Annotated in this window: 12 protein-coding genes; 4 read left to right on the top strand and 8 right to left on the bottom strand. The window is 62.7% G+C overall.

What is annotated here, in order from left to right; all coding sequences use genetic code 11:
• Positions 1-996: 996 nt before the first annotated feature.
• The 4 genes from N4G66_RS43905 to N4G66_RS43890 form a co-directional block, all read right to left on the bottom strand.
• Positions 997-1,554: a hypothetical protein gene (locus N4G66_RS43905; RefSeq protein WP_261709932.1), complete on the bottom strand. Its 558-nt coding sequence runs from the start codon at positions 1,552-1,554 to the stop codon at positions 997-999.
• Between the two features lie 32 nt (positions 1,555-1,586).
• Positions 1,587-3,062 (bottom strand): nucleotide-binding protein, encoded by a 1,476-nt coding sequence (locus N4G66_RS43900; RefSeq protein ID WP_261709931.1) that lies wholly within the window; start codon positions 3,060-3,062, stop codon positions 1,587-1,589.
• A gap of 898 nt (positions 3,063-3,960) precedes the next feature.
• Positions 3,961-7,515, bottom strand: a complete 3,555-nt coding sequence (locus tag N4G66_RS43895) for an ATP-binding protein (protein ID WP_261709930.1) — start codon at positions 7,513-7,515, stop codon at positions 3,961-3,963.
• The gene (locus N4G66_RS43890) at positions 7,512-8,465 is read right to left on the bottom strand and encodes a 5'-methylthioadenosine/S-adenosylhomocysteine nucleosidase (protein ID WP_261709929.1); all 954 of its coding nucleotides are present in this window, start codon (positions 8,463-8,465) and stop codon (positions 7,512-7,514) included. The genes N4G66_RS43895 and N4G66_RS43890 overlap by 4 nt, the downstream gene beginning before the upstream one ends.
• 175 nt (positions 8,466-8,640) lie before the next feature.
• Between N4G66_RS43890 and N4G66_RS43885 the strand changes: the two genes are divergently transcribed.
• A complete protein-coding gene (locus N4G66_RS43885) occupies positions 8,641-9,174 on the top strand; it encodes a hypothetical protein (protein WP_261709928.1) in 534 nt (177 codons plus the stop codon).
• A gap of 513 nt (positions 9,175-9,687) precedes the next feature.
• On the opposite strand, the gene N4G66_RS43880 is transcribed toward N4G66_RS43885, so the two are convergent.
• Genes N4G66_RS43880 through N4G66_RS43870 form a run of 3 tightly spaced genes read right to left on the bottom strand, consistent with a single transcriptional unit; the run spans position 9,688 to position 10,865 of the window.
• A complete protein-coding gene (locus N4G66_RS43880) occupies positions 9,688-10,008 on the bottom strand; it encodes a hypothetical protein (protein ID WP_261709927.1) in 321 nt (106 codons plus the stop codon).
• 4 nt (positions 10,009-10,012) lie between these two features.
• Entirely contained in the window at positions 10,013-10,324 is a 312-nt protein-coding gene (locus tag N4G66_RS43875) for a hypothetical protein (protein ID WP_261709926.1), read from the bottom strand.
• Positions 10,314-10,865 (bottom strand): bifunctional DNA primase/polymerase, encoded by a 552-nt coding sequence (locus N4G66_RS43870; protein WP_315903767.1) that lies wholly within the window; start codon positions 10,863-10,865, stop codon positions 10,314-10,316. Before N4G66_RS43870 ends, N4G66_RS43875 begins: the two co-directional genes overlap by 11 nt.
• Positions 10,866-11,152: 287 nt before the next feature.
• Between N4G66_RS43870 and N4G66_RS43865 the strand changes: the two genes are divergently transcribed.
• On the top strand, positions 11,153-12,526 hold the full coding sequence (locus N4G66_RS43865; RefSeq protein ID WP_261709924.1) for a hypothetical protein: 1,374 nt from the start codon (positions 11,153-11,155) through the stop codon (positions 12,524-12,526).
• A 17-nt stretch (positions 12,527-12,543) separates the two neighbouring features.
• Here the strand turns inward: N4G66_RS43865 and N4G66_RS43860 are convergent, their stop codons facing one another.
• The gene (locus N4G66_RS43860; RefSeq protein ID WP_261709923.1) at positions 12,544-13,473 is read right to left on the bottom strand and encodes an aminoglycoside phosphotransferase family protein; all 930 of its coding nucleotides are present in this window, start codon (positions 13,471-13,473) and stop codon (positions 12,544-12,546) included.
• 359 nt (positions 13,474-13,832) lie between these two features.
• Here N4G66_RS43860 and N4G66_RS43855 point away from each other — a divergent pair, with 359 nt between their 5' ends.
• Together N4G66_RS43855 and N4G66_RS43850 are read left to right on the top strand one after the other, a co-directional pair.
• Positions 13,833-14,465, top strand: a complete 633-nt coding sequence (locus tag N4G66_RS43855) for a hypothetical protein (protein WP_261709922.1) — start codon at positions 13,833-13,835, stop codon at positions 14,463-14,465.
• Between the two features lie 194 nt (positions 14,466-14,659).
• Entirely contained in the window at positions 14,660-14,929 is a 270-nt protein-coding gene (locus N4G66_RS43850) for a hypothetical protein (protein WP_261709921.1), read from the top strand.
• Positions 14,930-15,582 lie beyond the last annotated feature (653 nt).

Raw genomic sequence — 15,582 nt, 5'->3', positions numbered from 1 at the left:
GAAGCTGGGGAAGTGGTGGGTTGAGGTGGTGCGCGGGGCAGTTTCGTTTCGAACACTGAGCTACGCAAACGTCTGGGAAGCGCAAGGTACCTATGAGGGCAGCCGCCCGGAGCCTAATCTCCTCGGCGAGGGGGGAGGCGCGCAGCGAGCGGCAACCCACCAGTGCGCGCCCTGTAGAGATGACCAAACTACTGTTAGGGGCGCTGGGTGCTGCGTTGACCACCGTCTTGGTGTCCCTCTTTGCCGCGTGCACCCGTCACGGACAACGCGTCTGGGCCCGTGTGCGGTCCTATCCGCGACGACGGCGAGTTAGCAGAGAAGCTCACGCCGCTAGACCGGGGCAGGGGGACCGAGCCTGGCTCACCAATCCGATCGATGGTGACACCTTCGATGGTGAGATCAAGGTCGAAGGCAGAGTCCTTGACCTGCCTGAAGACCATGAGGTGTGGATCGTTCACCGCGTTCCCAACGGCACTGAGATTTGGCCGAAGGAGAAACTAGCCCCGGACGTGGCCGGGTGGTTCGAGATGATCACCTTGGAAGGGGGCAGGGCCCGATCAATGGCTGTGGTTGTATTGCTGACACCCATACAGGTGAGCCAAGAGTTCGAAGACTGGTTCCAGCGAGGACGACAGACTGGCCACTTCCCCAGCCTCCAACTTCCGTCTTCTGCTCGTGTGCTGGCCAGCGCTGTCGTTCGCTGTGAGGCTATTCGATAGGTCTTGCCTTCGATGATCACGACGCTCAGGGCCCCGAGATGGACACCCTCTAGTGTGCTGAGTGGATTTCGTCAACAGCGATCCCCGTTCCTGACATCAACATCTGACACCAACAGGCGCGGACGCCAGCGATCGCAGCCGGATTGTGGCGAACGGCCCGTCCTGCTGCAGAGCGGGGCGTCACCCTCAACCGATGGGCGACGCCCCGCCGGCTTGGACTCGGCCATTGAGAATCCGCCGACCTTACTCAGCCCGTCATCTGCCGACGCGAACAGCATTACGATCCGCTCGACCGCATGACTTGCTGCGCCGCCTCCACGAACGCGCTGTGGAACCTACTCCAGGCGTCAGGCAACACACCACTCTCTTCATACAGTTGGGTGATCATTCGAACGTACTCTGGGCCTGGATCACCGTCGACATTGGAGTCCACCCGGTTCACGGCGTGGGCGGCAGCGAGGCGCGTCATGAGGGCAGACACCACGCGGTCTGCGAGCTCTGCGACATCGGGCGGGCCAAGGATGTCGATACGCGCGCTCCAGCGAGCCATGACCCGAGCTGAGTCCGAGGCGGCAGAGAGATCCTCGCTCTCACCAAGACTGATGAGCCGAGCGAGCTCACCGTAGGTGTCTTGGAAGTTCTGGTAGGCGTCCAGTCTCTGTTGCCTCAACCAAAGGTCATGTTCGGCCGCCGCTTGATCTTGCACCTGTTGCCGAGTTGCCTGCGCGGACCTCTCGGCGCCTACCTTGGCTCCCCAGGCTGCCGCGATACCACCGACCCCAGCTCCCACCAGTCCGAATCCGGCTGCGATCAACGCGGCTATGCCCTCATCCATATCGGCATCGTGCCTCACCCGTCGTGCCTCATCTACAGGTCTACGAGTCCTTCACGAGCCAAGACCGCTCGCACCTCATGAAAGGCGGCTGTTATATTCCCCTTAGGGAATGGAATATGAGTAAGTCCGTGAATGTTGGAAAAATCCTCACATCCATCTTCGAGCAGAACAATTGCACGGTCGAACCCTATTCTCCCTTGAAAGAGTCCAGCCTCATGGATCACGTTTTGACGCGCCCGCAACTTACCTTCCGCCTCATCTTCCGCCGTCATAACCAAGAAGGCAAATTCAGAATTGTCGAGCATTTCAGCTATCCTGGACCCGGAAAACTTGCCAGCTTGCGACACACGGTTAAACTCTTCATGGTCCAGCTTCAACTGACCCTCGATGTAATCCTTCAGCTGCATCCAAACCAGAGAGGATCCACCATGACCAATGAAGACTTTTCCAGACGTTTTCTGCTCTGCGGTCACCAGTTCCCCACTTTCTCCCACATAATCTGGGGGAGGCTGCTCGGATCTACGCAGCATACTTATTAGAGTCACAGCAAGACCCGCTTTAACATCCTTAAGCCTCTTGCGAATTTCCTGATACCGATCAGCACTGAATGGCGCATCTGAGGCGAGAAGCCTGCTGAGCAACTCGTCTTGCTCAAATCCAAATCTCTTTTTACGACTAAGACTCCTTACCTTCGACTCAAGAAGCCGTCCCAGGGAAAGCACCCGCGGGTCATCAGGATCAAGATCTTTGAGGTCGCTGGAGTTTATCAGCCTAAGCAAACTCTGAAGGGCCTCGTGCTCTACATGCATGCGAATGGTGTAGTCACGCAGTCGATTAAGCGCATCGTGGTCTCTATCGGGATGGCGCCTGAGAATCACGTAAGCATGCGGGGAGTAAGGGGCGCAGTCCGGCCGAAAATGATAGAGGGAGAGCCCAACTTCCGGAAGTGCGACAACTTCGCGAATCAAATCACGCACCGGGGAGTCGAGGGCATCCTGCTCAACTTCCGTTGCCTCGAGTTGCACAAGGACCCATTGCGCACCAACGTCCATGACCCAGCTCGATAGACCACTCCCTCCGTCCGGCGAGGTTGCGCCTAGGATATGAGCAGATATGAGGTCTCCAGCCTTGAACATTTCCCGTTCTGCGTGAAATCCGACTTCCTCGCTATTGGGCTGCCTAGACTTCGGCACTCTGACGCTTAGACGTAGAAATCTCTCAATGCATGTGCTGATCTCTTGCCTAGAAAGCCGATGATCTATTGCCCGGCTGGGCAGAAAAAGCCCCAACTCAAATCTGTAAATTGGAAAGGTATCATTTCCGTTGCACGTGATGCATCGGTAAGCGCACTTGAACCCCCGCAGAGGAGCCTTCTCAAGGCCAAAATTTTCCGAGGCCAGCGAATTGGGCAGCTTCATCGTCTTTTTTGCTCTGCAATAGGCTGCGCCGCCGGTAAATGGCCCGCTCTTCTTGGAGCAATAGTCGACGATCCCGCCGGTGTATTTCATGAACTGCCCGACTTTGACCTCCGGCCATGTCGGCAACGAATATTTTGACCCCACACCCCTAAGTTCGCGCCCATCTGCGAATGGATATCCGGTTGCTAGTAGCATGTGAAATACCCCTAGGGACGAGTGACCCACTTCCAATGGGAAGGCTGGGGCACTGGCTCTCTCCCCGTGAATCTCTCGACTGTCTCTAATCAGAGGTTCATCATGGGTTTACCATTCAGGAACCCTTCCCAACGCCGCTTAGCGCTGAGTGCGATGCGCTGGGCAGGTTCGCCTAAACCGTCACTCTCACTATATTGCCCATCTGTCCATTTTGCACTTTTTGTGCATCGAGACGTTCTCTCCAGGCATCGGCTGGGTCGGGACCCCAGTAGCTGCACCGCGCGCTCCACCGCCCGCCGTGTGCGAGTCACGGCGCAGCTGGCTGAGAAGCACCTGCTCGCGACACCACTCCGGACGGCAGTAGCTATCAGCGGCCCTGCATGGCGTCGGGCCTTCGTCGCTGACAGGGCGGTGCAAGTCCTCGACCGAACTCCTGATGCGGTGATCAACGTGAGTGCTGTACAGCGGCGAAGTACAGTAACCGCCGCGACAGTGGGCGACTCTCGACTACCCACAGACCCCGACCGACAAGCAGACCTCAGCGACCGTCGCGCCCGTAGTTCCATCGAGGGGCACACCGCGACACCCGCGCCCGAGCCGTCACTGGACCGTGCGTGGGTGCTCAACGACGACCAACGCTGACAAGCACCGACAGCTAAGTCGCAGGTCACAGCGTTGGTCAATTGCACGGCCGCAGGTCAGAGACTCGGCCCTTCACTTCTTCGGCTCTCGAACCGGGCAGGGCGTAGCCCCTGCCGTCAGGCTGATAGGGCTCGAATAGAGAGTGGAGAGATTACCAAGATCGACTGTCTGGGGGAAGTTCGCGCACTTCCTGTTGAATACGTTCCTGCGCAGATTCTGCGAGTGCGCGATAAAACTGTTCTTCTACGCTGCCTTTTCGGCAGGTGTCGGCCAAGGCCGTGGCCTTTGCTCGCTGCTCGATGTCTTCGGGATAGGGCTGGCCAGGAGACGTGGAGCGCATTCCGGTGATGACGGCTGCGTGCAGGGAACTCTTCATCCTATTCAGGCTTTCATCACCATTGGAATCTGCAGCACGCAAGCATCTGCGCACGAACTCTGGGTCCCAGACGAGCTCACGGGGAGCTTTGCGCAGGATTGTCGCGACGACCTTCACCTTAGTTGGATCAGCGTCACTTAGATATTCGTCCATTACCGCGGTGACCTGTTCATCATAGGATCCGGCCACGAGCGCGAAGACGTCGGCTCCCACAAAGTTCTTCCAGGCCGAATCCGGGTCAGCAGCGAGCCATTCACATATCTGCCTTAGCAGCGCCTGGAACTCTTCATGGTCACGAAAAGGCGGTGCCACTTGCCAGGCATGGGGGAGCGGGAAATAGCCGGTTACTTTTGACTTTGAGGAATTTTCCACGCGCTGCTCAAGGAGTTTAACGACAGTAAGAGGTTCCGTACGGGCAAGCTTCGCTAGAAATTGCCCGATTTCATAGCTGTCGATCTTGGGCACTGCAGCCAAGATGTCGAGGAAAGAATTCTGCTGATCGATTGAAAGGTCGGACCATGTCAGCGAGCCGTAGGGGGGCCCTGACACAGCCAGCGCGAACTCGTCAATGCCCGCTCCCTGTTGGGCGGGCGATGCCGTGAGTAGCTCGATGACGAGATCCTTGTGCTGAGCAGCTAGGGAGCGAATGGCACCGAGAGCGGCCATGCGAACGGTGCTGTCCTCGTGCGCTGCAAGCTCTCGAAGCAGGTCCGCTTCCCCGGCCAGCAGGTCGGTGCGCCCGCACTGGATACCAATGGCGTGCGCCACCTCCCGCGCAAGCTCGACGTTGCCAACGCCCAGGAGCACTCGACCCCAGTGAATTACACGGTCGCCCGCGACCCTCCCTAGTGCATTCAGGGCGACCGACACCAGAGACACGAGTACGCCCAAGGGCTCATGTCGGGCACGCTCGCAGAGCGCTTCGCCCAAGGACGGGCGGTTGGTTACCAGTGTCGAGATGAAAGGTCGTGCTCGCCCATCGTCCGCGCCGAATACCCTGCGATCCTCGCCGAGCAGGGAGTCGATGCGTTCGGCGATCTCGTCATCTGTCCAGTGATCGAGGGCGGCCGCAATGTCGACGAAGAAGCTCTCCCTCTTTTCGTGCCAGTCCGCGATGCTAGAAGACGTTGCGGGGTCGGCTGGACCCCCGTGCAGCGCCCGGGCAAGTTCGTTGTCCAAAGTCGTGGGGATCGCACCCAGAACTGCCATGGCGGGTTGGCGAAGGTCGTCCGAGCCGTACTGTGCGAGCCCTCTCAGCTCAGTGCAGACGGCGATCAGGATCGCTGGTACCAAGGTGTGTTCAACGATGTAGCGGAGCAACCGGTCGAGGGTGCCCGCGAGGTGCGGGATCCATGGCTGGTGCATGTCGGCTGTCACCGCCAGCCCGAATCCGCCCTGCGGTAGGTTCAGGGCTGCACCGATTGCAGAGACGGCGGCTGAGGCACGTTCAAGTTGGGGCCGGCCCAGTTCCTGAAATGCGAGATCCAGCACCGCCTCACGCACCTCCAGGACTTGAGGCGCGGGCAGCAGCACATAGGGTCGAAAGGTCAGGGTCCAGTCGGAAGGCGTCCACACCTCGTCTTGCCCTTCCGTGGCCAGGATCGGGGCTAGCACGCCCAGGGGCTGGTGAATGGACGGGACGTCGCGCGCGCGCCCAAGCCACCGCTCGACCTGGGCGATGAGAATCCGCTGGCGGTCGGTAGGGCCAAGGCGGGTGAAGCTGGCCACTTCCTCCAGAATCCGTACTGGATGCAGGGGGTGCTGGTGAGTAGGGCGCGCGTCATCGCGCCCAAGGGCCCATAGAAGGGCAGCTGCCTGCGGCAGGAAGTCCGAGTGATAAGCCGTGGCTTGCAGAACACGAGCCAGGGCGTGGACCACATTGGTGTCGGTGTAGGTGTGTTTCAGTCCGAACCCAACATCCACAGTGACAGGCACGCAAGGGTTGTCGACTGCCCATGAAGCCAGGTCGAGTGTTCGCCGCGGTTGGAAGAAGGCGACCTTCGCCAGCACCTCAAGAATGCTCACGCGTTCGCACGCATCAGCAGCACGAAAAGTGGCCGCAATCTGCGCCCACACAGGCTCGATCAGCCCGTCAGCGCCTTCGGCCTGCTGCTGCCAGTCCACGCGGCCGGCGTTCACCACTAGGTTGGCCAGCGCACTGCCTTGGGCGGCATCCATAGCCCTAATGAGGTAGCCCGTCGGAAGCCCTGTGCTGCTATGACGCGCCGCCCTGACGAGTAGGGCATCACCAAGTAGGTCCGGCACCACTCGCACAGCCTTGCCGTGACTCAGCAGCACCCCGGCCCCCTCTAGAGCCGACAGATGCGGCACGCACAGGTCGAATGACAAGCCGGTAATGGCTTCGAGCGACGCCTGAACTTCTGGTTCTGCTAGGTGAACGGGCTGAAACGCTGCAAGAGCGCAAAGCAAGTCTTGACGCACCTGCTCAGATGCGGAGTCGGCTGTCAGCGCCTCAGCCAGACGATCAGTGAGCTCAAGGTGAAGCTGCTCGTCTCCTTCGAAACCACGAGGGTCAAGGGAGCCACTATTGATCAGCGCTGCTCCTGTGACGATCAACAGAGGGCAGTCCCATGCTGCTGTGGCAAGCCGTGGCGCGTAACCTCGCACCGCTTCGTCAAGGATCTCGCCAGCCAGGGATAGGGCGTCGTCGAACTCTAGGTCGCCGATCTCGACCACGAGGGCCTCGCTTGCGTGCGTCCTGGTCTGGGCCAGTGCGCGGCGTGTATGAGCCACGCCGTAGGGTCGCAGGGAGAGCAGCACGTTGGCGCCACAGTTGGCGTCTTGCACTCCGGCGATGATCTTCCCTAGCGGGAGGGTTTCGCTATGAGCGTCATCGACGATCACGAGCAGCTTGCCAGTGCTCGGCAATTGCTTGAATGCTTCCGGATCGAGGCCGGAGTCCGGGTCCAGGACACGCACCTCGACGGGCGACTGTGGTCCAACGAGAGTTTCGCACAGGGACGTCAAGACCTTCGTCTTGCCAACGCCGCCTCTGCCGACAAGAAGCGCCACACGTCCCTGCTCGTTTCCAGCGAACGACAGGAGGCTCTCCATGGCAGCTGCACGTCCGACAAGTTTCCAGCGATGCGAGTAGATCGAGCCCCTGTTCACCCTGTGCAGGTACTCGTCGGGTTCTATCCAAAGGCTGGGCCCTGTCGCCCCGAAGAAGTTGTTAACGGTCTGGTCGCCGTTCTGTACTGCGTAGACCGTGCTTCCAGCCTCAGCTAGGTTGCTTTGCACCGATGCGGGCTCACCAAGGACCGGCGACGGATTGGAGTGCCGGTTGTTGGCCTCTTCGTCCCCTCTCACTGGTCACCGGCTTCTGGTCCGCTGTTGATGGTCTGGCTTCCGTTCTGAACGGCGTAGACCACTCCCCCGCGTTCCGCCCTGTTGATCTGCTTTTGGCTGTCCGCAGACGCCAGCGGAACATCTGCCGTTCCGGTGTCATGCCCGTCCTTCCTGGCATGCCCAGGCTTGGACTTAGCATCAGCGTCTTGCAGGGCGACAGGCTCGGGGAGCGCCGCGATCACTGCCATGGTCGCGGCAGCAGCATGACGTGCGGCTGTTTCCTGGGTACCTGTAGCGTCGGTCGCCTGCTTGGTTCCGTCGGCCTTGTCACTGATGCCACGGACTACCAGGAATGGGACTGTGCCGGCCAGGTGTGCAGCGCTTGCGAAGCCCGCTCCCTCCATCTCGATAGCGGCAGCGCCGTTGTAGTGCGAGTCCAGGTACCCCTCGAACGTGGACTGGGGGGAGTCCAGAACGATCTCTCCAGCCAGAATGGGCTTGAAATGCATCCGGGGAGGAGTGTCGGCCATCGGTGAGGTGCACTCAACCCAACCGCCGCGGCCCGCGTAGCGGGCCGCCTGCTGCAGTTCGAATGATGTCTCCCATGTGCGTGGGCGACCTTTGAAGCCGTCCACCCCCTGTTTACCGCCCTGGTATCCCCACACCTGCGTAGCGACGACGACGTCTCCAAGGACCACGTCTCGTTTACGCCCACCCGCAATACCGGTGAAGAACACCGCCCGAGGGTTGAGCCACGCGATGGCGCGCTCGGTCAGTACCGCTGCGGCCTGATTCCCCTCACCTGCCTCGGCCACATAGATTTCCCAGGACGTGCCGGGCAGCTCACCACGTTCGAAGATCATTCCCGTGGGGTGGTCTTCGCGCTTCAGGTTCGTCAGCTGCCCGGTTACTGCCAGGTATTCAACCGAGAGGGCAGTCAGTACGACGATCGCCTTCGTGCCTGTGCTCACCATCAGGTCCTCGATAAGTTGATCTCTGCACGTGGGACCCGCCTGGTCGAAGGCCCATCAGCGTTCGACCGCCATGCGGTCTGCCAGTCTAGCCCACTGCAGCGGTCGTCAACTAAGCGTTCCCGCAGCACTATTGGGTATCTTCCACAGGCACACTGCTAGGACGGGAGAAAATTTGTCAGCCACCGAGGACATCACTGAGAGCAAGTTGCTGCTCGCTGAGTACGATCGGATCAAGGAAGAGCAGAAGGCGCGCATCGGATTTCGCGACAATCTCCTTTACGTGACCCTCGCGTCCGTGACAGGAGTGATCGCCATCTCCCTGCAAGGTAGAAATACAGATCTCCTGCTCGCGCTCCCGCTGGTATGCATCGTTTTGGGTTGGACCTACCTGGTCAACGACGAGAAAATATCGGCGATTGGCCGATACATACGCACCGAACTGGGGCCGCGCCTGACAGTGCTCAGCGCGGCAGGCACACCTATTTTCAGCTGGGAGGTTTACCACCGGAGCGACAGACGACGGGTACCGCGCAAGATCATGCAGGCGCTGGTCGACATAACCGCCTACATTGCTGTCCCGGCGATAGGCCTCGCTGCCTTCTGGCTCCACAACTCAGCAGGACCACTGCTCATCCTGGTCTCTGTTGCTGAGGGCGCCGCCCTTGCCGGGATGGCGGCTCAGTTCCTCCTCTATGCAGAGCGGTAAGCAGGGAGTTGTCCAGGGAGGCCCTCCCTGCGGTCACAGGCCCATCCTCGTATCCCGAGGCCTGCAGCGCGCTAGGCCCCAACGGACGCCACCACCCTCAGTTTGTCAGTACGGATACAAGGCACCGCACCACTACCGCACCAGATCGAGCGGGGAATCACGGTGAAAGAACTGGGGCTGACCAGCCCACGGATCGGCCTTCGCCCTGGTCAGCACCCCAACCGGCCGCCGATGCTCGCAGCTTCACAAGCTGATGGCTTCTCCTTCGGAACTTGCCCACGACTTCCAGCCGCCACCTCGCGTGCTGGTCTGCCGCTTCGTCCGGGCTGCGGCGCTGGGGCGCCGGTCCCGGCCGAGCGGCAGACCACGAGACGAGGAGAAGCGCCGCGCAGCAGAGAGCCCCGCACATCAGCCGTCGGGGGAACGGCGACATGCGGGGCTGTTCCGGCCGGTCGCGGGAGCCTGCTCGAACCGCGAGCGACCGGGGTCTCTGAGACAAAGCGGTCAGGCAGCCTACGGGTTGGGGCAGGCGTGCCTCGCCTCTTGCGGCGGCGTTTCGGTCTGCATCGGCATCTCCGCCGCAAGGCCCGACGCGATCAGCTCGGCCAGTATCAGAGCCGCTTCGGGCCGGACGATGCCGAGGCGCACCAGGCCGTCGCCCGAGACATTCACGTCGGCCGTAAGCCCGGGGAAGTCCGACTCCAGGCCCAGAGCGGTCAGTTGAGCGGCCAGGGTGTCAGCGCTGCGACGGGCCTGTGCCCAGCCGCGGACGTAGGGCACGCCGGGCATCAGGTTCTCGGCGCGCTTGGCGACGACTCCCCGTCGGTCGGTCATGACATCAGTCCCTTCTTGCATCGTGTTCGGCGGCACCGTCGCCGCTCTCTTCAAGGCGTTGCGACACTGAGGCCAGAGCCAGCCGCAGCAGTTCCGCCAGACGTTCCGCGGTGGTCGGCGACACTCGGCCCAACTCGACAAAGCCGTGCCCGAAGGCGTTCAAGTCGGCGCGCAGGTAGGGGAAGTCCTTCTCCAGGCCAGCACGGAGCAGAGCGTCGCGGAGGGCAGTCGTGGCGTTCCGCGCGACGTACCAATCGTCGCTGTCCAGGGGCGACCAGGTAGCGGCGTCGTGCCGCTGGACGGCGTCATCCCGCATCTGTCGTCGTCCTCTCGAAGCCCCGGAGTGCGAAGTCGGCGGCAGAGGGGTAGCGCTCGCTGTAGCTGTCCACGCGGGCGAGCAGTTCGGCGGAGGCGATCAGCATGGTCGCGAGAGCGACCGGGCGGAGAGGATTGGCAATGGGCCGCCGGGTGGGAGCTCGAAGCCACTGGTAGCGGTCACCGGTCATGGGCATGGGGCCGGGGACGACGACCACCGAGCCTTGACTCAGGTAGCGGTACGACGGCGGAGCTCCCGCTTCCTGCCCGAGGTGGCGCGAGAAGGTCTCCTCGCTCCGCGAGCCGAGGAAGAACCCCACGCGCCGGGCCTTCTGGTCGAGAGCCACGGGACCGAACGGAAGCCCCCGATGGAGCAGTTGGTCGAAGGTCTCCGTGCCGACCCACTGTTCGACGGTCACCACGTCGAAGAAGCGGCCTGCCGCGAGCGCGTACGGTGCGCGTGGGTCGTCCGCCCAGGTCGCCCGGCAGTCGGCCGGATCGTCGGCCGCCGCCGAGAGCCATTCGACGCCCCTGGTGGTCATCCTCTGCACGTCATCTCACCTCGGTCAGTTGCAGTCGCGGCCGCAATGCCGCTCTACCTCAAGACTCACGTTCGCAACCCTGGCCAGGGCAGATGACGAGAGGTGACGGGGGATGACGCGTCGCGGTTGGACGCGTCATCCCCCGTCGTGGCTCAATCGCCGTCGATCTGCCGCTACTTGGAGCATCCGGACATGAACCGCGCGTACATTCGGTCGTACGGCATCAGAGTCGTGCGCCCCAGTGGTCGCAGCAGTTCACCCCGCGGGAGAGGACGGTCACGTCTTCGATGGAATCGACCAGCGTTCGCTTACGCCAGGCCCGTACGAATCGCGGGTGGAGTCAGCCGCGGTTGGTGCGGGAACTGCGTCAGGCGGCGGCCCGCCGTGGCCATCAGCTCCCGGCGGACGCCAGCGTCAAGCGGCGTATTGCCAGTTGGGAGAACGGCCACAGCGTTCCTGACGACTTCTACGGGCCGCTCCTGTGCGAGGCGTACGGCCTCAGCGCGGCCGAGCTCGGGCTGACCCACGAGAGCGGACGCGATACGTCACTCATGGACGTCACCTATCCGGCGAGCCCCGACGATGCGATCGAAGCCGTCGGCCAGCTGTGGCGTGCCGATCTCAACCGGTACGAGCCTCTCTTACAGGCCGAGCCGTCCGAGCCCGCATGGAACGAAGCGTCCCTCCGATGGCTGGTGGCGCCCGAGCCGGCCGTTCCCCGGCAGCGCCGGGAGGGAATGCGTGTTGGCCTTGGAGACGTGGCCGCCATCAAGACCACTGCGGACATGTTCGCCGAACTGGACGACCGGTTTGGCGGCGACCACGCACGGCACGCGGCGATCCAGTACCTCAGCACCGAAGTCGCGCCGCTCCTGCGCGGTCAGTACACCGAGCAGGTCGGCCGAGCCCTGCTCTCCACCACGGCGGAAGCTACACTCCTGGCCGGTTGGATGTCGTACGACGCCTGCCGCCACGGTTTGGCACAGCGGTATTTCCTTCAGGCTCTCCGCTTGGCCCAGGACGCCAACGACCGCCGGCTCGCCGGAAGCATTCTGTCGGCCATGAGCCACCAGGCGACATTCCTCGGTCGCTACACGCAGGCCGCGACGCTCGCCCGTGCGGCTCTCATGGGCATCTCTCCGGTGGCCACGCCCACGCTTCGCGCCCAGTTCCACGCCATGGAGGCCCGCGCGCTTGCCCGCACCGGGGACGTACGAGCCTGCGAAGCCGCCCTGAGTGCCGCCACGAAAGCGCTGGAGGGACGGAACACCGACGACGAGCCCGAATGGATCAGCTACTTCGACGAAGCCGAGCTGGCCGCAGAGGCTGCCCACTGCTTCCGTGACGTCAACAGCGCCCGGCAGGCCGTCGCCCATGCCGAGAACGCGATGAGCGGCAGCCACGTGCGGAGCGACTTCTTCGCGACCATGGTTCTCGCCGACGCCCACCTACGTGCCGGAGACGTCGAGGAGGCTTGTCGCGTGGCGGTCGATGCTCTTGACCTGGGCGAGCAACTCAAGTCGGCGCGATGCGTCCGTTACCTGGCCGAGTTCCGGCAGAACCTCGCAGCGGTCGACGACAGCGCGGACGTCCAGGCATTCGCCGAGCAGGTCAGAGAGCACAGGCTGTGGATCGCCTCGGGCGATCACGTCGGTGTCTGAGACAGGTCGCCGCGCGTTCAGATCGGGCCCCACTCGTCTCGGCCCTTGCCTGTGCGGAGAGACCGCATTCGCCGAGCAAATTCGGCGGCAGACCGCTCACTCGTCGCGACTTGGTGGCCGAGCCAGGCAACCATCATCAGCTCGCGTAGGTCAGCGAGCGTCTGGTAGCCCGGCCAGTTCATCAGGTCGAAGCCGTACCGGTGCACGAAATCGGCGTACTCCGCCTTGGTGTGCCAGCCGTACCGGTCGTAGAAGATCGCCGTCTGAATCAGGTCCCACTCACGCGGGGCGAGGGCGAAGCCGTCCAGGTCGATGAGCACAGCGTGCCCGTCCCGATGGCGGAGGATGTTCCCGATACTGGCGTCACCGTGGATCAGGCCGAAGGGAAGGACGAAGTCCAGTCGGTCGTAATCCTTGGCGATCCTCGCCGCTCGCTCCTCCAGGAACGTCCGGTCCTCCCCCGCGATGCCGTCCAGATCTTCGAGCGACGCCGCCAGCTTGGCCAGCGGATCGAAGTACGGCAGACCCAGGAACTCAGGTTCTTCGAGCCAGTGCAAGCGGCGTACGAGGTCGGCTAGTTCACCGACCGTCGCGTACTCCTCGCTCTCCTGGACGCTCTCCCAGAACGTGACCACCAGGCCGCCTACGACGAGCGGTTGAGCGATCGATGCCGGCACACGCGTGGCCGGGAAGTCCTGCTCCTCAAGCCACCGGGCCACGCCCACGGCCCGTTCCATCTCTGCAAGAACTGCGGGATCACGCGCGATGCGGACGATGACGGGTAACGACGTGAGGCGGTAGACCGCGTTCGATCCAAGCCGCAGCAACTCGGCACCGCGGTGGTCGAGTCCGGCGGTCGCGCAGGCCTCCCGGAGGACGGGCTCCAGGCCCTCCGCCGTGAACTCCGTGCCGCCGCCGCCCGTTCCCTCGCCGCTGCCCGAGATCATGCTTCGACCATACGGCTCGCACCGACCGCCCGACAGGCCACCCACGTAATAGGGGCGTAATGACCTTGCTCGGCACTCGCCCAGTCGAAGCCTCCGCCGCAGGTCAGAGGGGCGAAGGCCTCGCGGTCTCACCTGGGCTCCGGAGCCGTGTGCGCAGGTTCGAATCCTGCCGGGGGCACTCGCCACACAGCCAGCAAGAATCACCCGCTGAGCTGGGCGGATGCCTAGACGAGAGAGCGGGAGTCAGTCTCACTGACTCCCGCTCTTTCTCGTTCTCTCTCACTGTTCGCGCACTATCTGCGATACACACGACGCACCTCCGACACGCGAGAGACCCACCGCCGAGATAGGGCGCGACCGTGGATCAGACCTGGGCAGTAATGCTGGGAGCAGGGATCAGCATTGTCAGCGCGGCACTGGGCGCCCTTGGGGGTTATGCCGGCGGCAGGGCGCAGGCTCGCGGCACAGTCGAAGGTGTGGAGCTGCAACTCGCCGGACAACGAGCAGATGCTCTGTGGCAGATGGAAGTCGATGCCTGCACTCTCTACATCGACCGGTGCAATCAGGCACTCTTCAAGATCGGCCAAGTGGCGGCCATCGGTCGACTCGAAGCCAACCAAGCGGAGACGCTCGCGGTCTACGGCATCGAATCGCGCGACGAAATCCTAGGAAGCCTACGAAGCCTCCAGAACGAATGCATGTTGCAGGAGATCGCCCTCGCTCTCCGCCTACCCCCGGCTCTCGCCGAAGGTGCCAAGGGGGTCAGAGAAGCCTTGACCTCAACCACAGACGCTCTGTACCGCTGGTGCGCCGCCCGCACGGGCGGCACCACAGATGAGGCGGAGCGATGGCGGGACCTCATGGATCGGACGACAGCTCTTCGGCAAGGCATCGGCCAGTTCACGAGTGATGCACAGACGCGGTTTACCGCGCCGCATCCCGCCGGGCCAGGAGGTCCACAACGACGCTTCTCGGCTTGGACTCGCAGGTGATCTAGGAGCCGGGGCGCCATGCGTCCGGCCCCTAGACGAGTGTGTCCAGATCAGCGTGAACGTGGCCTCCTTGACCAGACCAACGACCCGGTGATCCGAAGGGGACGGCCTCGATACAGGATGAGCGCATGCTCCCTCCCCGACTGCTGTGGCGTGACCCCCGGCCCATCCCCCGGTTCAATCGGCAGGAGCCGGTGACCCAGATTGTGCGTGATCCCGGCTTCTACGAGCCGAGCGATGAGGACTGCTGCTCAAGGTTCGGGTACTTCTGCCAGGCCCATGACCGCCCCTACTCGCACGAGTCCTGTGGGGAAGGGCCGCATCTCATCGCCCTGGACTGCCAAGAGCACGGGCCCGAGAGCGTGTGGCCGCAACCACTCATGCTGATGTTCCCAGAAGGGTTCGACCCCCCGCTGAGCGACGCGCAACTGGCCTGGGTGCGGGCAGAGGACGACGCTGTCTAGGCATGATCCGAAAGAGACGCCCTAGGCCGTATCTGTCCGTCAACTCACCCCGACCCACCACGAGATCCATCATCAAGGTAATCGCGGTCAGGATCACCCGCGGGGTATGGCACGAACAGGCTCAGCCGGTAGGTGGTCGGATGCGTCAGACGCCCGCAGAGCGTGTCGATCCGAGCCAGCTCCCCGTCGAACCTCTCCTTCCCGGCACGCAGGCCACGGATGTGAGCATTAAATTCCGACTCATCACCAGTCTCGAAGACCACTTCCCAGCGACCCTTGTCCGGAGCGGTGCGAGCGGCAGCCCGTGCCCATGAGTCCCGTTCCTTGCGTTTCCTCTTCCGCTGTCCTGGCACCAGATCAGCATCAATGCCCCAGCCCGCCACGGCAAGGCCATCGGCCCAAGCCGCAGACGCGAGAAACGATCATTTGTCAGACAGGGCCTAGCAAGGGGTGGGTCTCAGCGCGATGCAGGTGCGACTAGGTTCTGTCTCTTTGGTCAGTGTCGGGTCCAGATGAGGATGCCGGCGAGGTGGAGCGCGGCCTGATAGGCGATGGCGAGTTTGTCGGTTCGTGTGGCCAGGCCCTGCCACTGCTTGGTCACGTCCGCTGGAGTGGTGTATCGACGGCCACTCGGTGATCTCGTTTTGAGGCTA

The organism is Streptomyces rhizosphaerihabitans (assembly GCF_025399795.1).
GTDB lineage: Bacteria > Actinomycetota > Actinomycetes > Streptomycetales > Streptomycetaceae > Streptomyces > Streptomyces rhizosphaerihabitans.
Note: the sequence above shows the minus strand (reverse complement) of the source record. Positions and strands in the feature narration are given on the sequence as shown.

Coding starts and splice junctions, on each gene's coding strand:
- N4G66_RS43905 (WP_261709932.1), bottom strand. CDS start 1,554: ATGGATGAGGGCATAGCCGCGTTGATCGCAGCCGGATTCGGACTGGTG.
- N4G66_RS43900 (WP_261709931.1), bottom strand. CDS start 3,062: ATGAAATACACCGGCGGGATCGTCGACTATTGCTCCAAGAAGAGCGGG.
- N4G66_RS43880 (WP_261709927.1), bottom strand. CDS start 10,008: ATGACCGACCGACGGGGAGTCGTCGCCAAGCGCGCCGAGAACCTGATG.
- N4G66_RS43875 (WP_261709926.1), bottom strand. CDS start 10,324: ATGCGGGATGACGCCGTCCAGCGGCACGACGCCGCTACCTGGTCGCCC.
- N4G66_RS43870 (WP_315903767.1), bottom strand. CDS start 10,865: ATGACCACCAGGGGCGTCGAATGGCTCTCGGCGGCGGCCGACGATCCG.
- N4G66_RS43865 (WP_261709924.1), top strand. CDS start 11,153: ATGGAATCGACCAGCGTTCGCTTACGCCAGGCCCGTACGAATCGCGGG.
- N4G66_RS43860 (WP_261709923.1), bottom strand. CDS start 13,473: ATGATCTCGGGCAGCGGCGAGGGAACGGGCGGCGGCGGCACGGAGTTC.